We start from the raw sequence: 18,933 nt of genomic DNA on the forward strand, positions 1-18,933 counted from the left end.
TCTTCTACCGTCAGGCTGCCGGCAAACCGGCAAGCACCGATTTCTTCAACAAAAAAGTGACCACCTCAACCGACAGCGCGGTGAGATCGGCAGGGTCCAGCTCTGCCATTTCCTGGGCGGTCAGCGCCGGGGTGGAAATGCGGGGAATAATCGTCATCATCGCGCCGACGTCCATATCCATGATCGCCTGCAGACGGGTGCCACGCAGCGCGCCGGACTGCGGCTTGCGCAGCACAATTTCGGTAATTTCGGTTTTACCGCGCTTGATTGGGGTATCCAGCTGTACGGTTTTTTCAGTCAGTTGTTCGCTCATCGTCATATCCTGTTATTAAGGTACTGGCGCGGCGGCCCGCGCCTTTAAAGTAGATCAGAGGCCCAGGGCGTTGCGGTGCTCTTCCATCAGGTCGACGCCATCAACGATTTCAATCATGTTGATCACATCAACCTCATAGAGCACCTCGCCGTTGATGGTCAGCTTCGCGTAACTGTTGGTGCTGCTCACTTTTGTGGTGTTGCTCTCGCCGGTTTTCCATTCGCCGGAATCGACTTCTTTATGTCGCCCGCGCACAACCAGCTCAACGGCCTGCACTTCGCCGGTATCGTCACGCTGAATGGAGCCGGTGAAACGCAGCTGGATGCCGTCAACCGTGGCTTTACCCATCTGCTTGAATAACAGCAGCTCGGTGCCACCGATTGAAAACTCAGTGTCCAGCGCGCCATCATCCAGCCCCAGATCAACATCCGCCGAACCCGGCATTCCGCCGCCGCGATACTTTTCAAACTTGCGGCCGAATTTAGGCAGGGTCAGAGATTCAACGATCCCCTGATAGTTGTTCCCGTCGTTAAACAGGTTCAGGTGTTTTAACTTGCGTGGTAAAGCCATATTGTCCCCTTACGCGCTGACCTGGCTGGAGAAATCCAGCAGATACTGATCGGTGATGCGCTGGCGCAGCATCAGGTTTTCCAGAGGCGGTACCGGCGTATAGTCATAATCTATGGTGAGCTTCCCGGCTTTCAGGGAATCTTTATCATTGACTGACTCATCCAGCCAGCAGTCGGCGCCGATGATGAAGCCTTGCGTTTTCAGGTTGCGCAGTTTGGCGCGAATACCTTCGATAATGTCGCGTGCCAGCGACGGGTTAAGCACGCCATCCACCGCCCACATATGCGCTTCTGCGATGGTGTCAGCCAGCACCTGCGCGGTGCGGGTGTAGTTTTCAAAGGCAAACAGAGGATCGTCACTGAGGCAGCGGGAACCCCAGAAGCGGAAACCGTCTTTGCGGATCAGCGTGGTGACATCGTTCTGGTTCAGCAGCCCCGCATCGGTTGCCGGGTCCTGCAGATCCCAGAACACATCCGCAGAAATGCCGGTGACGCCGTTCACGCCCACGTTGGAAAGGGATTTGTGCCAGCCGGTTTGTTCGTCAATTTTGGCACGCAGGCCAAGCGCACGGGCTGAGGCGTAAGCCGTTGCGTCAGCATTCATCACGGTGTCAAAACTGATGAAATCAGGCCAGATCAGCATCCCCTCGCGCTGGCTGAAATTAGCTCGGTAGGCAATGACCTCTTCCACAGTTTTGCAGCCGTAGGCGGACAGATAAGCAAACCCGCGCAGACTCTGCGCCACGCTCAGCAGCTCAGTAGCAACCTCCTGTGTGTCGTGCCCCGGCACGCCCAGAATGCGCGGCTTAACGCCGAGCTGGGACTGCGCAGATAACAGCGCTTTCATGCCCGTTTTTTTACCGTCAGCTGTCACGCCGCCGATAATGTTGGAGGTTGTTTCCGCTTCGGTTTCACCCTGTGCAACGCGCACAACGACGGTCACGGGTTTAGCCTGGTCGGCAATTGCATCCAGAGAGCGGGCGAGAGTGCCGGACTCGCCTGCTTTACCGCTGGCTGTCAGCACGTCGGTAAGCAGGACCGGCTTATTGAGGGGAAACATGGACGCATCAGCATCATCGCCGGTGCAGACCATGCCCACGATGGCGGTGCTCACCGTGGTAATGGATCGGGTGCCCTCGTTGATTTCAACAACGCGCACCCCGTGGTGGTAATCCTGAGCCATAAGGCATTTCTCCGGTTTACAGGTGTGCGTCTATGTTCTGGTGGTTGCACATGCGGCGCACGCGTCTGGCTTTGTGTAATACATGGCACAATGAACGGGCAATAAAATGTGTTTTGCCTTAAAATCAGTGAATGATAGAAGCTTCCGCTACCAGCTCTGCTGGCAAAAACCTTACTAGAATGTGATTATGAATCTCAGAAACGACCTTCACGGCCTAACAATATTCCGTTTTATTACTGCGTTTTATGTGTTTTTGTTTCATTGCAACCTTAGATATAAGGCTGATGTTTCAGCCTGGTGGCAATCCATCATAGGTAATGGGGCCATCGGCATGTCTTTTTTCTTTGTTCTTTCTGGCTTTGTTATGGCTTGGGCATCAAGAAATGGCATAAAAGAAAATTATTACCGTTCAAGAATCGCAAGAATAATTCCAGCATATTTAGTTATGGGAGCAATAACACTCCCATTCATCTCTGAATATGACCTCACCCATTCCATAACATACCTATTATTATTTATCACAACTACCCAATCATGGTTCCCAGAAAGTTTCAGTCAATGGAATTTCGGTGGTTCGTGGTCAGTTTCAACAGAAATGTTTTTCTATTTAACTTTCCCTTTCATTTTACCCTTGATACAAAAAAGACCAATCACCTCTCTGATTACAGCTATTATAATTTCATCATTAATCATCCCAATATCGATGATTTTAATAAACAACGCAGCATTTCCACATTACTATGTCAGTCCCATCCATCGCTTACCTGAGTTTGTTTCTGGCGTAGCGATTGGCTGCATCTTTGCCCAAGGCTTCAGATTTAAAAAATTAAAAATCAGCCTCATTGCTCTTGCATTAATATTATTACTATTTGTATCTCCTACAGGAAACAATGGTTGGATGCAGAACAATTACGTTACTTTACCGGCCACATGTATCATTGTTTACTGCCTGGCAAGCGCCAATATTAATAAAAATATTTTAACACTTCCTTTTATATACCTTGGAAAAATAAGTTATTCATTCTACCTAATGCAACTTCCTATCATGATTTATATCACTATGTATCATGATACATTTTCCTCACTCCCAACATGGCTAATCTGGAGCATCCTTGCTGCGATCAACCTGATTATGGCATCAGCCTGCTATCACTTAGTCGAAGATAATAAGAAAATCAAATCCTTCATTATGAACTATAAACGAGTAAAAACTTCGACTGTCGAGTCAGATTGATTTTGGTATAGTAGGCCATTCAACATCACATGCAGTATTGGTCTTAACGGCCAGTACTGCATCAATATAATCCAACCACATATTCAGCTTATCCCTTTCATCATCACTAATACGCCCCAAGATTAGTTTGGTCTGCCATGAGGATATAGCATTTTTGGCATTATCTAAAAGAGCACTTCTCTCTCTCTCAAACTGTAAAACCTTTTCTTCTCTCGTAATGGGAGGAATATCAATCAATACAGGGTAACCATTACTATCTGCCACAAGGCACTTACCATCTGGAGGGTTAATAAATAATTGAAAATCGCCCTCATTAATTTCAACACCCTCAGAGGGCCACACCCCGCGCAAAATATAGCTCTCCTTGAGCGAAAAGGGATAGAATTTATTGTTTTTTGGAGAATATAAATATGTCATTTCAGACTCCTCTTGCAAACCATGTTACGCGAGCACCAACCGAGGCATTCACCGTTGTTGACCCCTTGGTTATTGTCGCTAAATTGACTGCCGTGAATCCCGTGTTTGTAATTTCATTTAACTGCCAAAAAGTTCTTCTGGCTCCGCCTGAGTTGTCTTGCTCAGCCAGCCATAAAACTTTAGTCGGAAAAGGAATCGGGAATGCAACTTGTGAGCTATCTGTAGTTATAGCACCAACCCCCCATTGCTCAATATAACCATCAGGTGTTTTCCTCCAACCGCTGGTTACGGCCCCGCTTAGCTCCGTTCCCGTCCAAAAGGACATATCAGGTATCTGGTTTTGTCCAATACCTACTCCTCTTTTAGCCGCCTCACCTAAGCCAAGATATTGAATAATCTCAGCGACGGTCTTTCCACTAAGATTGCTCAACGTAGAATCAAGCGGTTGCTTGTTCGCCAGGGCATTAGTCATAGTGACCGCAAAGTTAGGATCGTTACCTAACGCCGCCGCCAGTTCGTTCAATGTATCAAGCGCTGCAGGTGAGGAACCAACAAGCCCTGCAATAGCGGCCTGCACAAAAGCAGTATTGGCAAGCTGAGTGGAATTGTTACCAGCCGCCGCCGTCGGGGCTTTTGGGGTCCCGGTAAACGTCGGGCTGGCTTTTGGTGCATATTGCGAATGCGGATCAGCGGCCGCAAGATGTGCCGCCATCAGCTCATCCACATACACCTTAAGCTCCAGCACCTTATCATCCACGTATTTACGGGTAGCGAGCACCACGGACGGATCAATTTTAAGCGTAATGTTATCGGTGCTGCTGGTAATCAGTACCATGCGCACTGTCTGCGTGCGTCCACTTCCTTCTGCCAGCTGCGGCTTGTAGCTCTCCGGGCAGTTACCGACAGCAATCAGCGCGCCGGTTTCATCAAACAACCCAACTTCACGAATCCACCAACCGCCCTCTGTTTCAGGTATCACCTGCTCAGCTATGACCTGGCTGCTGTTCTGCGGATCGATATACAGCATATTCAGAGCTGCACGGCGTTTTTCACCGACCAGCTTTGTCTGTTGGGCATTTGGCGTTGGCAGCACGCCGCCGCCATCACCCACTGCCATCTGTGTAATTTTCAGCGGAACACCGAGCGCGGCGGCATTTGCCAGTTTCGCCGCGCCCATATCAGTCAGCAGGGTATAAAATTTTGCGCTCATGGGTTCACTCTCATTGTGTCAATAACATGGACGGCGCCGCCCTCATAGGCAGAACCACCGGAAAGGATGGTTTCGTTGATATACGGGTAAATCGTGATTTCTTCGCCGGTGTAAGTGGCAGCCCCCACAAAACATGGTCCGCTCGTCTGCAGATTTATGGACATGCCTATCAGATGCCGGCTGCAGGGTTTGGCGTCACCGATCAGGCGCTCCAGCTCCAGATAGGTTTCCTCTGTTATGCCCTGGTCCTGCACCCCAATATCCAGGCGAAACGTGCCCGGAGCCTCACCGGTCTGCCACCATTCAATGATGCGGATCAGAAAGCCGAACGGCTCCACCACACGCCGCACTGCGCTGGTTGTGCCCTTGTGCTGATGGATATAGAACGCATCCTGCACCACGCGGCGCTTCACGCTCTCCGCCCATCCTTCGTCCCAGCGATCAACCGAAAAGGCCCACGCCAGATACGGCAGAAACTTGACCGGGCATGTTGCCGGATTCCATAAATCGCGCAGCGGCACCTGCAGATCGGAAATTCCGCTGCAGGTCTGCGCCAGGCGGCGCTCAAGCGGCGATGAACCAGGAGGAAGCAGACTATTCATCCGTTCCCCCGTTGGTTACGCTCCATTCCGTACATGAAGCGGCTTGTGTCTTATCCAGCACCACATCAGCGAGCGGCGAGGTCAGCTCAACACGCTGCACACCTTCAACATGCAGCGCGGCATAAATAGCACTGCGGCGAATATCGCGCCCCAGCCTCGTCTGGCTGGCGATATATTTCTGCAGGCTGGCCTTTGCCGCCTCCATCACCGGCTCAGCTTCTGGCCCCGGGTAAAGAAAGATCGTTGCATCCACGCTGTACGGAATAATTTCAGCGCTGCGCACCGTCAGACGGTCAGCAACCGGCCGCACGTTCTCACTGTTAAGCGCCTGTTCAACCACCGCCAGCAGGTCCGCCGCTGCCGTTCCGTCGCCCTCACGACTCAGTACGGTAAGCACCACCTCTGCCGGTGCCGGGCTGGTTGCGCTGGCGTCAGCGACTCGCCCGTCCGTGCTTTTAGCGTGAAACTCATAAGCCGCCGTTGGCCCCGCAACGGACAGCCCCTCAAATGCAGCAGGAACACGCAGGCGCAACGCCTCGTCACTTTCCATTACCGCTGCGACCGGCGGCACCGCGTCGTTATCGGCAGGTGTAACCGTCAGCCGCTTCACGTTGTAGTTGGCCGCCATCTGATCGAGATCGCCGCCCATGGCATAAGCCACCATGACCGCCTGCGCCGCCTCGTTGATACGCTGGCGCAGCAGGATTTCCCGGTACGTGTTTTCCTGCAGTTGTTTGGTGATGGGTTCAGATTCCAGCTCAAGCGTGCGCCGCACCGCGTCCTGTTCATCTGCCGGATACAGGGCCACAAAGGCGGCCTTACGCTCAGCCAGAAGGGATTCAAAGTCCGGCACGTCAACGATTTGCGGCGCGGGGAGCTGGGAAAGGTCAATGACTGCCATTGTCTGCTCCTGTTGATACCGAAAGAGAAACAGGCGCGCCGTTATTGCGCTTCCCGGTTAGCTCAACCACCATGGAGCCGTCAAAGCTGCTGTTGATGGTGATGGAATCCAGCGTAAGCCGAGGCTCCCAGCGACTCAGCGATACGTAAACAGCCGCCATAATCTGCAGGCGCAGCGCCGGGTTCTGGGGCTGGTCAATCAATGCCGACAGCAGGGAACCATATTCCCGGCGGGCTATACGGCTTCCCTGGGGAGTCAGCAGAATATCCCTTACCGACTGCCGCAAATGGTCTGCATCAGAAATGGCTTTGCCATTGTCCTGATTCATACCGATATACAGCGTCATACAGGACCTCCCGATGTATCGCCGCCGGACTTAACGCCGGTATGACCGTGTTTATCGACTACGATCCCGTTAGAACTCATGGCGCCGCCGCCCTGGGTGACGCCACCATTGATCACCACCTCGCTGTTTATGCGCGTGTTATTTGCTTCCACCACAAACTCCCCCGTTTTCAGGGTTATGTTATCTGCCGCCTCGATCACCATGGATTTGATACCCCGCACATGCCAGCGGCCGGTCGCGGGTTCATATTCAAACCAGCCACCGTCCGGGTATTCCGTTACGCATCCGTCCACGGAGTCCGACGGCGGCGCGAACTGGTTGGAATAGATCGCAGGTAAGGCAAAAGCGGTTTCCAGATTGCCGCCCATACTCAGCACCACCACCTGCTCATCCGGCGACGGACACCACCATGTACGGGCACCGCCTGCGCGCAGTGTCAGCCAGTTAATCCAGTTGGTTTCAAGCTCGCCCACTTTCACACGACACAGCCAGTTTTCCCGGTCCACTTCGGTTACGGTGCCGGTGCGGATCAGGTTGGTGATAAGGCGCATGATTTCGGTAAGTTGTGCATTCATTTCATGAGAGTGCATCAACAAAACAAATCAAAAAACCTATCGTGTTTGTATGGAGTCTCTTACAATGGAGCATTAAGAACATTAATTGCTTTATTAAATATAAAACATCTACCAATTGAGTTATTTAAATATGATTTTATATAAATATGTCGACTCGAACACAGCGGATTTAATACTGAGCAATTCAACCTTGAAATTTTCAAAGGCATTTTCATTGAATGATCCTTTTGAGTTAACAAGCTTACATTATGATTCTGAATCAGAAGATGCAGAACAAGCCATCAGATTTATTGCAACCTCTGATTCATATGGCATTCTCTCGCTCACCCGAAACCCCTTAAATCCTCTGATGTGGGCGCATTATGCCAAGGGTGAAAAAATAGAAGGAGCGAGAGGCATATCTCTAGACAGGGGAAATAGTTCTCATGCAGGTTTTGTTTTTGGAATTGATGCAGACGCAGCAGGATTAAATGACCATGGTTCTAATGTGATCCCTGCAAAATTTGGAAGCGTTATTTACACTTCAACAAAACCAAAATCCCCATTCATCGACTCCACCAACACCTATTTTTATCAAGGTCTTCAACATATATATAAACCAGAATTACTTGAGGCTTTGCAAAGAACATTTCTCTACAAACCTGCATACTGGTCTTATGAAGAAGAGGTGAGAGTTGTAAGAAATGTTCACAGGCTTAATACAGAAATCCAAGAGATAGACAAATCAAGCATCAAGGAAATTTATTTAGGATTTAGAAACTCTTTTGTCAAAAATTATTTAATCCAAAAGCGTGATGAAATAAATGCTGTGCTGCCTCACTGTAAAATTTATGTATGTGGCTTCGATGCCTCAGAGTGGACCTTTAACAAATTGCCGATTAATGAAGCAATACATCAATGCCTATCTTAACGCTCTGACTCGGACAGCCAGCGCAACAGCGTGTCACGGGTGATGGTTTCCACCTCATCATTCACGCCCAAAAGACGGCGTGCCGGGTACCGGGCCTCCGGGCCGTTGCGTCTGACTCGATCACGCAGACCATAATGGTGAACACGGGCGATGCGCTGGACTTTCCCATCAAACTGCACGCTGGCAGAGTCCGCAGTGGCTGCGGTTTTCAGGTATTTAGTGGTGCGCAATTTGGCGAACATCTGGCGCTTGATGCGCCCCTTTTTACTTCTGGCCGTCACCCGACGCGCCTCAAAGGCGGTGCCGTCTGGATTGCGCTGCAGCCTGATGTTTTGCTGTTGCGACCGGCGCAGCTCCTGCGCCAGTTGTCGCATCATACGGTTGCGGGCTGCCGGTTCCAGATTCGCCAGCAGGGCCGCCAGCCAGTCATCCACCCTCTGCAGGTCATCCACGTTTCACCGTCCACATTTCGTCGGGTACGTCGGGTTCCGGCACCGCTTCTACGCTCGATACAGTGCCGCCTGTGCTGACAATCACGCGCTCCGTGAGCTGCAGATTGAGGCTGATATCACACAGATCGTTGCTCAGGATATCGACGTCAAAGGTAAAAAGTTTTTCGCGCAGCTCCGGGTTGTTAATAGCGTCCGGTTGATTGGTCATTAACCAGAGCAGCACGGGCGCCATAACTAAATTCTGGTCGCCGCTAAAGTCTTCAATCACCACGTTCAGGGTGTAGCGATATTCCCATGACATTGAACGGGCGCCGGTTGCGACCAGCGAACCGTTATCAACAAAAAGGTGCAGTTTGTCCGGGTTGTCACGGACATACGCCACCGATTTATTCAGGGCGTTGCGTAAGGACTGCGGCTTGTTCACTGTCTCGCTCCTGACACGCTATGATCGTGTCCACTTTGTCGGCACATACCGCCCAGGCGGCCTCAGTCTCATCCAGCACCTGGTTCAAATCCCCATTACTGCGCGGCGCTGACCTGTCCAGACGGCATTGCGTCACTTTTGGACAACCACTCACGGTAAGCTGCACCTCCGGCGAGGGCCGGGCGGTCCCGCAGCCGGATAATGTCAGCAGGCAAAGGAGTGTCAGCCCAGCGGCGTAAATCCTCGTTTTCACGTTTTAGCTCCTCGATCCGGCGCTGGCGGCTCCGCAACAGCGCGGAAGTCTCCTCCGCAGCAGCATAAAGTTGCATCTGCGCCCGGCTGTTGGTTTCGGTAAGAATGGACAGGCTGATGAGCTGGCTGTTTTTCTTCGCCAGCTCCTGCTTGTTCTTTTTAAGCGCCTCAGCCTGCGTCCCGATGGTGTGACCGGCATTGTTAAGCCGCCATGACTGCCAGCCCAGCAATGCCAGCACCAGAGCCAGGACCACCGCCAGCGCGCGCGTCATGCCCCTGCCCCTTTAAGACACCAGGCAAGCTCACGGGCGCGCCTGTTTTCCAGCCCTTTACTCCTTTGACCATTTACATAAATCCAGCGGGGGAGCTGGTTGCACGCCTGCCACCATTGCTGGCGATTGATGTAAGAAACCATTGTTGACCGGCAGATTGCCCCCGTTCCGACATTAAAGCCGATACTGATCAGGGCATCGTAAACATGCTGAGGTGGCTTAACCTGCAGGCAGGCTTCAATCCTTTTTTCCGTCAGCAACACGTTATTAATCAGCCCCTGCGCGGCCTGTCGCTCCGTTATGTTTTTGCCCGGCACTACCCCGGACGTATTGCCGATCCCGTCAGTCCAGACCCCGGCGCTGCACTGGTATGGCTGCAGGCGGCACCCTTCGAAGTCAGCAATCAGTTTCAGCCCCTCGACGGAGGTATGAAGCGACTGAAAGCCCGGCAGCGTGGCGGCAATCGCCAGCACCGCGCCGACCAGGCAACGCTTAACGATTGAAGGACTCATATTCCCCCCTGGATATTCTGCCGTCCCGCAACAGCTGGTAGGCTTTCCAGCGTAAATAACAGGTCACCGCTGCAGTAATAATCCCCAGCGCAAGACCGGTAATGGTCGATACATCTTTAAGAGACAAATCGCCGAGCCATGCCAGAAGCAGGGCAACGCAGTAAGTGATAAAGGCGCTGATTCGTTCAAGCGTCATAGTTCAGTCCCATAACTGGACAGTCTGCGCAGTGGTTGACACCGTGATATCCGGCAGCTCCACCTGCAGCCCGTGCGGTAAAAAGGGGCCATATTCAGCCAGCCCCGGATTCGCCTGCAGCACCTGCTCAGTGACTCCCTGCGTGCGCCCGTAATGGCGCCAGCAAAGTGCGTCCACCGTGTCATACTGATGCGCACGCACTTTCATCAAATCAGCTCCACCGTCATATGCGGCATATCGCGCAGGCGGGACTCCGCCCAGCGCACATCGCGCCACAGCTCGCCTAAGGTTGTTTCGATATCTTCGGCTTTCTTGCTTCCGTCGCCTGTTGCGTCAAAATCGCGATAGCGCTCAACCAGATTTGCTTTTGCCCAGCAAAACACCGCACGGCGATACAGCATGAGCCGCTGGCTTTCGCCGTCGATCACATCAGCAGGGACGTCGGCCAGGCTCGCATACCCCTGCGCCCGTTGTTTCTCGCGGAACTCATAAAGATCGGCGTTAACTTCAGCAATCGCTGTCAGCAACGCCAGACGCAGGCGTGGATCGGTGACACTCCCATCCATGCGCATATCACGGCGGAACTCTGAAACCCTGACATCAGGCCAGAAACTGGTGTTTTTAATAACGTCCTGGGTACTTTCCCCGGCCTGTTCCGGCGAAACGAATTGCATATTTCTGGCACTCCCAAATAGTTGGGCGGTGGACGGGGTTTTGACGCGGCATAAAGCCTGTCGCCACCCCGTGCCGCCCCGCGCGTTGGCACGATTCGTTAAGCCGACATTGCCTGTCGCAATCGGCTTTCAAGCTTGTTGATTTCGGTTTTGACGCCAGAACTGTTATCCAGCTGCAGGGCACGCTTCAGATGGTTAAGTGCCGCCACTGCCTGATCGTTATCCCGCAGCGCGTAGCCCATCGCCTTATGAAGCCGGGCGCGGGACTGATCCGGCATATCCTGACCTTCAACGATATCGAGCACCTGGGTAAGAATGGCGGCACTGAATGATTCACCGGCAGAAAATGCGCGCATTGCCGCGTCGGCAAACTCTTCCGCAACAGCGGTCCCGCAGGTCCGGTTGAATCGCTGCGGCAGGACCCAGCCGTATTTAATGGCATGGCGGGCAATGTCCAGCGCGCCGGTATAGTCTCCGGCATCAATGCGCCAGATCATGACGTACATCGCCACGTCGTCCTGGCCTGACGCGTCAGCATCCAGTAAACCGGCAATCCATGAGGCATAAGCGGGAAGAAACTCACGTTTGAGCTGAGCCTTGCGCTCATTTGACTGGACGGTTTTAAGGCGCCTGCGGTGTTCTGTCAGCTGTAACAGCATCTGGTTGTAGCCCGTCAGGCTGGCATTACTGCCGCCCTGCCGGGCGGCATCCTGTGCCTGTACATACTGAGTGTGAGCACGGAACGGATTCATTTATCACGCTCCGGCGCCAGCACCGCCAGCTGCCTGCGCATCAAGCGCGCCTTTCACCGCTGCCGTGACGATTTCCTGGATGGTTTCAGTTGTCAGCGCTGGGCTGGCATTGCCACCTGCCTGCACGGGCAACAGCTCGATGTTCTCAACCAGGCAAACGCCGTCGTAATCTTCGACAACATACGCCTCGTTAACGGACTCGAAGTTCTCCACGCGGTCACGCTTCGGATTGTCGATGACCGAACGGCGGCGGGAGCCTGATTGCCAGTAAATAGACAGGTTATCCAGGCGGGTGATCAGCATAGCATTCGCCGGGAAGAACGGCGCGCGAACGGCCGGGAGGTTGCCGATACGCTTCTGGCTGACGATAAGATCTGCCGCCAGCGCTTCGCTGTTTGGCTGGTCACGGTTGACGATCGGGAAATATTTATCCGCCAGTAACTGGCGCCCGACGATAACCACAAGCTCCGTATCTTCCTGATACCACGGCGCGATTTTCTCATTCACGGCGCCCATAACCAGCGCGTCCAGATTCAGGAAATCACCGCCTTTACCAACACGGATAGTCTGAGAAATCACCTCGCCTTCGGACACGATCTTATCCATTACCTGGACGGGTTTCTCCTGGCGGATTTTCTCCAGCCAGCCGATATTCACATCCTGCAGCAGTGGATAGGTCGCGCGGTCTGACGTTTTCTCACGCTTCACGCCGTTGAAGCCGATCATGATGCGGTCAAGCGCCTGGCGGGTAATGATGGCGTCACGGATGCGCGTCTGGAAGTCCTGGAATTTGGCCCATAAATCCAGCTTCGCATAAGGCAGCGCCGTATCAGAGTTAGTCTGGGTACACTTGTACCCTTCACCGTCGATGTAAGTCGGATCAACGGGTTCACGGTCTTTTTGAGTGGTATCAGTATTTCCGGCAATACTGGAACCGATACCCAGCCCCAGACGCTCGCCGGACTGTTCATCAACCGGGATAATGTTGATTTTCTGCAGGAACGAGGAAGACTCCTGGATTTTCGTTTCCAGCGTCTGCGCCACTGACGGCTCAGCCGTATATTTCGAGGCGATATCGCTCACAGATACGCCGTTGAGTTTGGCGAGCTGCGTCAGATAGCCGTTGAATTTAAAACGTGTCTCTTTTTTCATTGTGCTTTTGCTCCGTCAGCAATCGGTGGTTTGTTCTGCGCCGTTATTGCCGGTCGCATTAGGGCGGCGTTCGCTGCGGCTGTCCTGGGTGGAAAGCTGCTCACGCAGGGTGGAGAGTGCGCTGGTTGTCTCATCAACAACCTTTTGCATATCGCTCAGCTTGTTGCTGAAATCGGTCTGATGGGTGCCGACCTGCTCCGCCAGCACCTGATGCTCACGCGCGATGGTTTCAACAGCCTGATTCACATCAGCAAAGCGGGCGTTATCATCGGCGCCTTTGCGGGACAGCAGCTCTTTCACGCGGGTAAACAGGCTGGTTTTTTCCGGCACGTCCTCAAACTCGATTAGCGTTTCAAGAGCAGCGGTAAACAGGTTGTCTTTGTCCAGCTTGCGGCGCGCCAGGGGGTTATGTTCTGCGCTGGCGCTGAACTGCAGCATTTCAGTGCCGAGGCTTGCCGGATCGTCAGTAACCGCCAGACCAACCAGATAAGCGGAGCCGGTATCGGCAAAGCTGGTGTTAACTTCCATTGAGGTGAAAAGCTTCTGCCAGTTACCGGTCATGGTGACCAGATCGTCCGTCGGGGCAATCCAGCCATACAGCGCCATCTTCCCGGACAAGGCCCCTTCGGTGATTTCTTCCGCTTCCAGTTTTTCCACCATGCCAAAACGACGGAAAGGCCCATCAGGGGTAAAACCCTTGATGTGTTCCATATTGATCAGCGCGGTGTATACCTGCGGGTTATAGCTCGCCGCCATCTGGGTGATCCAGTCACGTTCAATAACGCGCCCGTCAGTGGTGGCCCCTTCGACCCCAATACGAAAACGCTTAGATTTTTTTGCCATCGGTCCGGCTCCGGTTAGTTAGTTCGTAACACGTTCAGAGCCTTATGTTTGCGGTGATAGGCGCGTGTAAACAACGCGTTGGGCTTGTGCGAACTCCCACACAATGCGAAGCCGGGGAAAGTGCTGATTTGAGGCCGTATGTTTGTGCCATGACAACACTGACCCCCGCAGACCTCGATCCCCGTCGTCAGGCAATGCTGATGTACTTTCAGGGATACCGTGTAGCCCGCATTGCTGAAATGCTGGGCGAGAAAGTTGCAACCGTTCACAGCTGGAAAAAACGCGATAAGTGGGGCGAATATGGCCCACTGGATCAGATGCAGCTCACCACCGCCGCACGTTACTGCCAGCTCGTCATGAAGGAGCAGAAGGAAGGAAAGGATTTTAAAGAAATTGACCTGCTGGCGCGTCAGTCCGAACGACAGGCCAGGATCGGCAAATTTAACAATGGCGGGAATGAAGCAGACCTGAACCCCAACGTGGCCAACCGCAATAAAGGCCCGCGCAAGCCGCCGGAAAAAAACCTGTTTACCGACGAACAGATCGAAAAGCTGGAAGAGATTTTCCGCGCCGGTATGTTCGAATACCAGCGCCACTGGTGGGACGCTGGTATCAAACACCGTATCCGCAACCTCTTAAAGTCACGCCAGATCGGTGCAACCTACTATTTCGCCCGTGAAGCGTTGATAGACGCCCTGACCACGGGCCGAAATCAAATCTTTCTGTCAGCGAGTAAAGCCCAGGCACACGTTTTTAAACAGTACATCATCGACTTCGCAAAAGAGGTGGATGTTGAGCTGAAAGGCGATCCGATGGTGCTGCCTAACGGCGCCTGTCTTTACTTCCTCGGTACAAATGCCCGTACCGCGCAGAGCTATCACGGCAATCTGTATCTTGATGAGTATTTCTGGATACCGAAATTCCAGGAGCTGCGCAAGGTGGCCTCGGGTATGGCGCTGCACAAAAAATGGCGCCAGACCTATTTCTCTACACCTTCCAGCCTGACGCACAGCGCCTACCCGTTCTGGTCCGGCGCCCTGTTCAATAAAGGGCGCCCGAAAGCCGACAGGGTAGAATTTGACCTTTCTCACAGTAGCCTGGCGCACGGCGTTTTATGCCCTGACGGCCAGTACCGCCAGATAGTCACCATTGAGGATGCCGTAAACGGCGGGTGTAACCTTTTCGACCTGGACCAGCTGCGCCTGGAGTACAGCCCGGACGAATACAACAACCTGCTGATGTGTCAGTTTGTTGACGACCTGGCGTCCGTGTTCCCGCTGGCGTTGCTGCAGTCCTGCATGGTTGACAGCTGGGATGTATGGGACGATTTCGAACCGCTTTTACTGCGTCCGTTTGCATACCACCCGGTCTGGATCGGCTATGACCCGGCAAAAGGAACGCAGAACGGTGACAGCGCCGGTTGCGTTGTCATTGCGCCTCCCGTCGTCCCCGGCGGTAAATTCCGCATCCTTGAGCGTCACCAATGGCGCGGGATGGACTTTCGCGCCCAGGCCTCAGCGATTGAGGAAATCACCAGACGCTACAACGTGACCTACATCGGCATTGATTCGACCGGCGTTGGCGATGGCGTTTACAAAACGGTTAAGCAGTTCTTCCCTGCCGCGCGTGAGTTTGTCTACAACCCGACCGTTAAAAATGCCCTGGTACTTAAAGCCTACGACATCATCAGCGGGCGCCGTCTGGAGTTTGACGCGGGGATGCTGGATATCGCGCAGTCCTTTATGTCCATTCGACGTTCAACCACCGCCAGCGGCAACCGGCCAACCTACGAAGCAGCCCGCACAGAGGAAGCCAGCCACGCGGATTTAGCCTGGGCAACCATGCACGCACTTTATAACGAACCACTGGCAGGAGCTTCCGCCAGTACCAGCAACATCGTGGAGATTTTTTAATGGCTAACCGCAAAAACCGCAGCAAGGCACCGCGCGGCCAGACCGCCACCGAAACGGCCAACATGGTCAGCAATGCAAATGCCGAAGCGTTTGCGTTTGGCGATCCGATCCCCGTAATGGACCGACGGGAGTTATTTGATTACCTGGAGTGTGTAGAGCTGGACCGCTGGTATGAACCGCCAATCAGCATGGATGGTCTGGCGCGAACCTACCGGTCAGCGGTTCATCATTCAAGCGCCATACAGGTTAAACGCAATATTCTTACCAGTACCTACATCCCACACCGGTTGCTCTCGAAGCAGGCCTTTTCCCGGTTCGCCCAGGACTTTCTGGTATTCGGCAATGCCTACCTTGAAAAACGCATGAACCGCTTAGGGCAGATCATGGAACTGCGCGCCTCGCTTGCCAAATACACCCGTCGCGGCATTGAACCGGACACATACTGGTTTGCGCAGTATGGCTACAATTCGCAGCCCTATCAGTTCGATGAGGGGAGCGTGTTTCACCTGATGGAACCGGACGTTAACCAGGAGCTTTACGGGATGCCGGAATACCTCTCCGCCATTCCATCCGCCCTGCTGAATGAATCAGCCACGCTGTTTCGCCGCAAGTATTATCAAAATGGTAGCCATGCTGGTTTTATCATGTACATGAGCGACCCCGCAGCCAATCAGAATGAAGTGGACAGCATACGCGAAGCACTGAAAAAATCTAAAGGGCCTGGCAACTTCCGCAACCTGTTTATGTACAGCCCAAACGGGAAGAAGGACGGCATTCAGATCATCCCACTATCAGAAGTCGCCGCGAAAGATGAATTTCTTAACATCAAAAACGTGAGTCGTGATGACATGCTGGCCGCTCACCGCGTGCCGCCGCAGCTGATGGGGATTATTCCAACCAATACCGGCGGGTTTGGCGATGTGGAAAAAGCAGCGCGCGTTTTCGTTCGCAACGAACTGACGCCGCTGCAGGGCCGCATCACAGAAATTAACGAGTGGCTGGGTGAAGAAGTGATACGTTTTAACCCATATCTCACCGATGAAGACTGACGCTCTCCCGGCCAGCCTTTGATATCAACCGCCCTTCTCCGGGCGGTTTTTTTATTCCCTTGCGCCTATCACACTACCAGAGCGCCTCAGCGCCTCGCTGCGCGCTCCTGCCCTTCATTCACACGACGCCTCACGATGAAACGCAGCGCCTCACCACGGCGCAGGCGCGCACGACCAGCCCCAAAAATGACCATGCCCGCCCGACATTGAAGCGCCAAAACCACGATTAACACCAAAACCGCGCGCTCGTAGCCCCGCCACGCCTGCCCGCTTTGTATAATGGTTTTCATGCACCTGCATGACATAAGCAAAAGCCCGCCATTCCTGGCGGGCCTCAGCAAAAACGATCCTCAAACGATCATGCGGATTCATGCAGCATAGTCATGCACTACCCTGCTCTGCATCGCCAGCAGTCCTTCTCCTACGTGTTGATGGCTTTTTACCACCCAACTTGCGACAGTCTTTCCGGTCGCGCGCTTCGTCTTCTTTAAATTTGTTATACGTTTCAGTGTCAAAAAACGAGATGGTTTCAACTTCATCTTTAGGGATCAGCACACGGAAATCCTGGATATTCAGGCGCGACATCCCACCGATAACGCCGCTTTCAAGATAGTGCTGATGATAGTTCGTCGTGATGCTTATCGTGAGATCGTCTTTATCACGATAGCCACTTAACATAGGGAGTATTTCCAGGTGTTCCGACAGCCCATTCTCCAGCGCCGGACACGTCACCAGGCCAACATAGATTTTTCGCGATGAGAGTGTCGCAATGATTGGAAATTGTCGTGCTGATGCTTCCATCAGCAATGACTCAAAAGAGTTATTCCCCACAGCCTTAGCCAGCGCATCCCAGCGGCGATCACCGCTCTTTGTACGCAACTTATTACCCAGGCCAGAAATTGCAGAAAGCACAATTGAAATAACAACCCATGCAATCTGCTTGATTTCATTGATACGCTGGGCTTTGTCTGATGAAGTAGACAACATGCCGTTGAAGCTATCCGGCGTAAGATTAAGCTCATTGGATAGCCAGCGGAACCCGCCTGTAATATTCAGGACGAAGGTTAAAAAGCCACCGAGCAGAAAGAACACAATTCCCCAGGCGGCGACAAAAAAATAAGCGTCCCAGCCATTGGAACGCTTATATCTGTAACGTGTTGAAAGTGATAGGTTTACATATATAAAACCACTAACCAAAATCACTGCTAAAAGTAATGTTGCCATTATCGGGTTCTGTAATAATGTTTTGCTTTGACAGTGCTCGTTTTGATGCCTTCAAGCTTATCCATCTGATCTCTGATGGCTTTCATAGCTTCTTCGTTGGACAAATCTACGGACACAAAACCATCTTTACTCAGATTGAGCTTGTCCTGGTTCTCTTTCAGAACCCGTGCCAAACGTTCAACTGGATTACCCAGCCTCAATGCGGCGATACTTGACATAACCCCTCCTTCTTATATGGCGCGGAAGTGTACACTTCGTCACCAGCAACCACAACAGCAAATTCCTTATAACTAAGACAACCGTTTTAACTGTTGGTTGCGTTACTTAACTTAAGTTCATTGCCCCTAATCGCGCAAGATGTTTCTGCCTTAACCCACTGCATTTAGCATATATAGTGCCTCTTATGAGAAGTAGGCACTAACCAAGACAATTTCTAACGCCTCGCGTGGCTCGTTGTTCAACCTTGCGGACGGTAAAATCCAGTTTTATCGTCCGCAACGTTCGCTAGTGTAACCAGCTGTCGTCCTCCCAGACCTGTTGCATAATTTCCATCACCCGCTTTTTATCTTCGTCCAGTTTTAAGCCGCTCAGCTCCAGGCCGTTAGCGCTTCCCTTACGTATGCGGATTGACGTTTTTGGATAGAGAGGGCGCAAATTTCGGTAAAGCTCGGATTCAAGGGCTTCCAGTGTTGCCTGGCTTATCTTCTGCTCTTTATCGATCATTATTTCAATGCGCATAAAGCCCCCTTTAGTTGATAACGTCCATTGCCTGGCCGTAATCATGGTTACGAATTTTCGCCATCAGCTCGTCCGTCAGTTCCGACACCCACTGGATCGCAAGGCGTTTCTCTTCTTCGCTACACTCACTAGCCGCTACAAGCTTGATAAAGAAATCAATACGCTGGAGTTTCAACGACTCCAAAAGATAGTCCTGCATTTTCCCTCCTATCCTCACTAC

27 protein-coding genes and 1 pseudogene are annotated in these 18,933 nt (G+C 52.6%); 4 read left to right on the forward strand and 24 right to left on the reverse strand.

What is annotated here, in order from left to right; translation table 11 throughout:
* Nucleotides 1–10 precede the first annotated feature (10 nt).
* Genes KGP24_RS19950 through KGP24_RS19960 form a run of 3 tightly spaced genes read right to left on the reverse strand, consistent with a single transcriptional unit; the run spans nt 11 to nt 2,065 of the window.
* Nucleotides 11–313 carry a phage tail assembly protein gene (locus KGP24_RS19950; RefSeq protein ID WP_223561587.1) on the reverse strand — a complete coding sequence of 101 codons (303 nt, stop codon included), beginning with the start codon at nt 311–313 and terminating at the stop codon, nt 11–13.
* Nucleotides 314–367: 54 nt separating this feature from the next.
* Nucleotides 368–883 (reverse strand): phage major tail tube protein, encoded by a 516-nt coding sequence (locus KGP24_RS19955; protein ID WP_007848874.1) that lies wholly within the window; start codon nt 881–883, stop codon nt 368–370.
* Nucleotides 884–892: 9 nt separating this feature from the next.
* Entirely contained in the window at nt 893–2,065 is a 1,173-nt protein-coding gene (locus KGP24_RS19960; protein ID WP_223561588.1) for a phage tail sheath protein, read from the reverse strand.
* A gap of 187 nt (nt 2,066–2,252) precedes the next feature.
* Between KGP24_RS19960 and KGP24_RS19965 the strand changes: the two genes are divergently transcribed.
* Nucleotides 2,253–3,299 carry an acyltransferase gene (locus KGP24_RS19965; RefSeq protein WP_223561589.1) on the forward strand — a complete coding sequence of 349 codons (1,047 nt, stop codon included), beginning with the start codon at nt 2,253–2,255 and terminating at the stop codon, nt 3,297–3,299.
* On the opposite strand, the gene KGP24_RS19970 is transcribed toward KGP24_RS19965, so the two are convergent.
* The 6 genes and pseudogenes from KGP24_RS19970 to KGP24_RS19995 all read right to left on the reverse strand — a co-directional run bounded on the left by KGP24_RS19970 (nt 3,291) and on the right by KGP24_RS19995 (nt 7,350).
* Nucleotides 3,291–3,716 carry a tail fiber assembly protein gene (locus tag KGP24_RS19970; protein WP_073001398.1) on the reverse strand — a complete coding sequence of 142 codons (426 nt, stop codon included), beginning with the start codon at nt 3,714–3,716 and terminating at the stop codon, nt 3,291–3,293. The genes KGP24_RS19965 and KGP24_RS19970 overlap by 9 nt on opposite strands.
* A gap of 358 nt (nt 3,717–4,074) precedes the next feature.
* Nucleotides 4,075–4,926, reverse strand: a pseudogene (locus KGP24_RS19975) (phage tail protein); the annotation flags it as partial.
* Nucleotides 4,923–5,528 (reverse strand): phage tail protein I, encoded by a 606-nt coding sequence (locus tag KGP24_RS19980; RefSeq protein WP_223561590.1) that lies wholly within the window; start codon nt 5,526–5,528, stop codon nt 4,923–4,925. The pseudogene KGP24_RS19975 and the gene KGP24_RS19980, both read right to left, overlap by 4 nt.
* A complete protein-coding gene (locus KGP24_RS19985; RefSeq protein ID WP_223561591.1) occupies nt 5,521–6,429 on the reverse strand; it encodes a baseplate assembly protein in 909 nt (302 codons plus the stop codon). Before KGP24_RS19985 ends, KGP24_RS19980 begins: the two co-directional genes overlap by 8 nt.
* Nucleotides 6,416–6,775 (reverse strand): GPW/gp25 family protein, encoded by a 360-nt coding sequence (locus KGP24_RS19990; protein ID WP_029741006.1) that lies wholly within the window; start codon nt 6,773–6,775, stop codon nt 6,416–6,418. Before KGP24_RS19990 ends, KGP24_RS19985 begins: the two co-directional genes overlap by 14 nt.
* Complete coding sequence (locus tag KGP24_RS19995) at nt 6,772–7,350, reverse strand: phage baseplate assembly protein V (protein ID WP_223561592.1); 579 nt, start codon at nt 7,348–7,350, stop codon at nt 6,772–6,774. Before KGP24_RS19995 ends, KGP24_RS19990 begins: the two co-directional genes overlap by 4 nt.
* Before the next feature lie 190 nt (nt 7,351–7,540).
* Between KGP24_RS19995 and KGP24_RS20000 the strand changes: the two genes are divergently transcribed.
* Nucleotides 7,541–8,260: a DUF2971 domain-containing protein gene (locus KGP24_RS20000; protein ID WP_223561593.1), complete on the forward strand. Its 720-nt coding sequence runs from the start codon at nt 7,541–7,543 to the stop codon at nt 8,258–8,260.
* On the opposite strand, the gene KGP24_RS20005 is transcribed toward KGP24_RS20000, so the two are convergent.
* From KGP24_RS20005 to KGP24_RS20055, 11 genes are all read right to left on the reverse strand, one after another.
* A complete protein-coding gene (locus KGP24_RS20005) occupies nt 8,257–8,712 on the reverse strand; it encodes a phage virion morphogenesis protein (RefSeq protein WP_223561594.1) in 456 nt (151 codons plus the stop codon). The two genes, KGP24_RS20000 and KGP24_RS20005, sit on opposite strands and share 4 nt — an antisense overlap.
* Complete coding sequence (locus tag KGP24_RS20010) at nt 8,705–9,136, reverse strand: phage tail protein (protein ID WP_223561595.1); 432 nt, start codon at nt 9,134–9,136, stop codon at nt 8,705–8,707. Before KGP24_RS20010 ends, KGP24_RS20005 begins: the two co-directional genes overlap by 8 nt.
* On the reverse strand, nt 9,099–9,347 hold the full coding sequence (lysC, locus tag KGP24_RS20015; protein WP_223563535.1) for an Rz1-like lysis system protein LysC: 249 nt from the start codon (nt 9,345–9,347) through the stop codon (nt 9,099–9,101). The genes KGP24_RS20010 and lysC overlap by 38 nt, the downstream gene beginning before the upstream one ends.
* A complete protein-coding gene (lysB, locus tag KGP24_RS20020; protein WP_223561596.1) occupies nt 9,232–9,660 on the reverse strand; it encodes an Rz-like lysis system protein LysB in 429 nt (142 codons plus the stop codon). The genes lysC and lysB overlap by 116 nt, the downstream gene beginning before the upstream one ends.
* Entirely contained in the window at nt 9,657–10,172 is a 516-nt protein-coding gene (locus KGP24_RS20025) for a lysozyme (protein WP_223561597.1), read from the reverse strand. The genes lysB and KGP24_RS20025 overlap by 4 nt, the downstream gene beginning before the upstream one ends.
* Entirely contained in the window at nt 10,153–10,368 is a 216-nt protein-coding gene (locus KGP24_RS20030) for a hypothetical protein (protein ID WP_014884902.1), read from the reverse strand. The genes KGP24_RS20025 and KGP24_RS20030 overlap by 20 nt, the downstream gene beginning before the upstream one ends.
* A gap of 3 nt (nt 10,369–10,371) precedes the next feature.
* Nucleotides 10,372–10,575: a tail protein X gene (locus tag KGP24_RS20035; RefSeq protein WP_032642157.1), complete on the reverse strand. Its 204-nt coding sequence runs from the start codon at nt 10,573–10,575 to the stop codon at nt 10,372–10,374.
* Nucleotides 10,575–11,042, reverse strand: coding sequence for a head completion/stabilization protein (locus KGP24_RS20040; RefSeq protein ID WP_014884903.1), 468 nt, complete (start codon nt 11,040–11,042; stop codon nt 10,575–10,577). The genes KGP24_RS20035 and KGP24_RS20040 overlap by 1 nt, the downstream gene beginning before the upstream one ends.
* A gap of 98 nt (nt 11,043–11,140) precedes the next feature.
* A complete protein-coding gene (gene gpM, locus KGP24_RS20045; RefSeq protein ID WP_209783333.1) occupies nt 11,141–11,794 on the reverse strand; it encodes a phage terminase small subunit in 654 nt (217 codons plus the stop codon).
* A gap of 3 nt (nt 11,795–11,797) precedes the next feature.
* Nucleotides 11,798–12,946 (reverse strand): phage major capsid protein, P2 family, encoded by a 1,149-nt coding sequence (locus tag KGP24_RS20050; RefSeq protein ID WP_014884904.1) that lies wholly within the window; start codon nt 12,944–12,946, stop codon nt 11,798–11,800.
* A 15-nt stretch (nt 12,947–12,961) separates the two neighbouring features.
* Nucleotides 12,962–13,789 (reverse strand): GPO family capsid scaffolding protein, encoded by an 828-nt coding sequence (locus tag KGP24_RS20055; protein WP_223561598.1) that lies wholly within the window; start codon nt 13,787–13,789, stop codon nt 12,962–12,964.
* A gap of 149 nt (nt 13,790–13,938) precedes the next feature.
* Between KGP24_RS20055 and KGP24_RS20060 the strand changes: the two genes are divergently transcribed.
* Nucleotides 13,939–15,702 (forward strand): terminase ATPase subunit family protein, encoded by a 1,764-nt coding sequence (locus tag KGP24_RS20060; protein ID WP_017382378.1) that lies wholly within the window; start codon nt 13,939–13,941, stop codon nt 15,700–15,702.
* Nucleotides 15,702–16,751 carry a phage portal protein gene (locus KGP24_RS20065; protein WP_223561599.1) on the forward strand — a complete coding sequence of 350 codons (1,050 nt, stop codon included), beginning with the start codon at nt 15,702–15,704 and terminating at the stop codon, nt 16,749–16,751. The genes KGP24_RS20060 and KGP24_RS20065 overlap by 1 nt, the downstream gene beginning before the upstream one ends.
* Before the next feature lie 381 nt (nt 16,752–17,132).
* On the opposite strand, the gene KGP24_RS20070 is transcribed toward KGP24_RS20065, so the two are convergent.
* The 4 genes from KGP24_RS20070 to KGP24_RS20085 all read right to left on the reverse strand — a co-directional run bounded on the left by KGP24_RS20070 (nt 17,133) and on the right by KGP24_RS20085 (nt 18,912).
* Nucleotides 17,133–17,975 (reverse strand): hypothetical protein, encoded by an 843-nt coding sequence (locus KGP24_RS20070; protein ID WP_032706394.1) that lies wholly within the window; start codon nt 17,973–17,975, stop codon nt 17,133–17,135.
* Nucleotides 17,975–18,193 (reverse strand): hypothetical protein, encoded by a 219-nt coding sequence (locus KGP24_RS20075; RefSeq protein ID WP_032706396.1) that lies wholly within the window; start codon nt 18,191–18,193, stop codon nt 17,975–17,977. Before KGP24_RS20075 ends, KGP24_RS20070 begins: the two co-directional genes overlap by 1 nt.
* A gap of 286 nt (nt 18,194–18,479) precedes the next feature.
* Nucleotides 18,480–18,713 carry a DinI family protein gene (locus tag KGP24_RS20080; protein WP_017441505.1) on the reverse strand — a complete coding sequence of 78 codons (234 nt, stop codon included), beginning with the start codon at nt 18,711–18,713 and terminating at the stop codon, nt 18,480–18,482.
* Nucleotides 18,714–18,723: 10 nt separating this feature from the next.
* The gene (locus KGP24_RS20085) at nt 18,724–18,912 is read right to left on the reverse strand and encodes a hypothetical protein (RefSeq protein WP_014884914.1); all 189 of its coding nucleotides are present in this window, start codon (nt 18,910–18,912) and stop codon (nt 18,724–18,726) included.
* Nucleotides 18,913–18,933: the final 21 nt, after the last annotated feature.

The organism is Enterobacter sp. JBIWA008 (assembly GCF_019968765.1).
GTDB lineage: Bacteria > Pseudomonadota > Gammaproteobacteria > Enterobacterales > Enterobacteriaceae > Enterobacter.

Coding starts and splice junctions, on each gene's coding strand:
- KGP24_RS20030 (WP_014884902.1), bottom strand. CDS start 10,368: ATGACGCTTGAACGAATCAGCGCCTTTATCACTTACTGCGTTGCCCTG.
- KGP24_RS20070 (WP_032706394.1), bottom strand. CDS start 17,975: ATGGCAACATTACTTTTAGCAGTGATTTTGGTTAGTGGTTTTATATAT.
- lysB (WP_223561596.1), bottom strand. CDS start 9,660: ATGACGCGCGCGCTGGCGGTGGTCCTGGCTCTGGTGCTGGCATTGCTG.
- KGP24_RS19970 (WP_073001398.1), bottom strand. CDS start 3,716: ATGACATATTTATATTCTCCAAAAAACAATAAATTCTATCCCTTTTCG.
- KGP24_RS19950 (WP_223561587.1), bottom strand. CDS start 313: ATGAGCGAACAACTGACTGAAAAAACCGTACAGCTGGATACCCCAATC.
- KGP24_RS20025 (WP_223561597.1), bottom strand. CDS start 10,172: ATGAGTCCTTCAATCGTTAAGCGTTGCCTGGTCGGCGCGGTGCTGGCG.
- KGP24_RS20065 (WP_223561599.1), top strand. CDS start 15,702: ATGGCTAACCGCAAAAACCGCAGCAAGGCACCGCGCGGCCAGACCGCC.
- KGP24_RS19985 (WP_223561591.1), bottom strand. CDS start 6,429: ATGGCAGTCATTGACCTTTCCCAGCTCCCCGCGCCGCAAATCGTTGAC.
- KGP24_RS19955 (WP_007848874.1), bottom strand. CDS start 883: ATGGCTTTACCACGCAAGTTAAAACACCTGAACCTGTTTAACGACGGG.
- KGP24_RS19995 (WP_223561592.1), bottom strand. CDS start 7,350: ATGAATGCACAACTTACCGAAATCATGCGCCTTATCACCAACCTGATC.
- KGP24_RS20050 (WP_014884904.1), bottom strand. CDS start 12,946: ATGAAAAAAGAGACACGTTTTAAATTCAACGGCTATCTGACGCAGCTC.
- KGP24_RS20075 (WP_032706396.1), bottom strand. CDS start 18,193: ATGTCAAGTATCGCCGCATTGAGGCTGGGTAATCCAGTTGAACGTTTG.
- KGP24_RS20035 (WP_032642157.1), bottom strand. CDS start 10,575: ATGAAAGTGCGTGCGCATCAGTATGACACGGTGGACGCACTTTGCTGG.
- KGP24_RS20060 (WP_017382378.1), top strand. CDS start 13,939: ATGACAACACTGACCCCCGCAGACCTCGATCCCCGTCGTCAGGCAATG.
- KGP24_RS20085 (WP_014884914.1), bottom strand. CDS start 18,912: ATGCAGGACTATCTTTTGGAGTCGTTGAAACTCCAGCGTATTGATTTC.
- KGP24_RS19960 (WP_223561588.1), bottom strand. CDS start 2,065: ATGGCTCAGGATTACCACCACGGGGTGCGCGTTGTTGAAATCAACGAG.
- KGP24_RS20080 (WP_017441505.1), bottom strand. CDS start 18,713: ATGCGCATTGAAATAATGATCGATAAAGAGCAGAAGATAAGCCAGGCA.
- KGP24_RS19990 (WP_029741006.1), bottom strand. CDS start 6,775: ATGACGCTGTATATCGGTATGAATCAGGACAATGGCAAAGCCATTTCT.
- gpM (WP_209783333.1), bottom strand. CDS start 11,794: ATGAATCCGTTCCGTGCTCACACTCAGTATGTACAGGCACAGGATGCC.
- KGP24_RS20040 (WP_014884903.1), bottom strand. CDS start 11,042: ATGCAATTCGTTTCGCCGGAACAGGCCGGGGAAAGTACCCAGGACGTT.
- KGP24_RS20055 (WP_223561598.1), bottom strand. CDS start 13,789: ATGGCAAAAAAATCTAAGCGTTTTCGTATTGGGGTCGAAGGGGCCACC.
- KGP24_RS19980 (WP_223561590.1), bottom strand. CDS start 5,528: ATGAATAGTCTGCTTCCTCCTGGTTCATCGCCGCTTGAGCGCCGCCTG.
- KGP24_RS19965 (WP_223561589.1), top strand. CDS start 2,253: ATGAATCTCAGAAACGACCTTCACGGCCTAACAATATTCCGTTTTATT.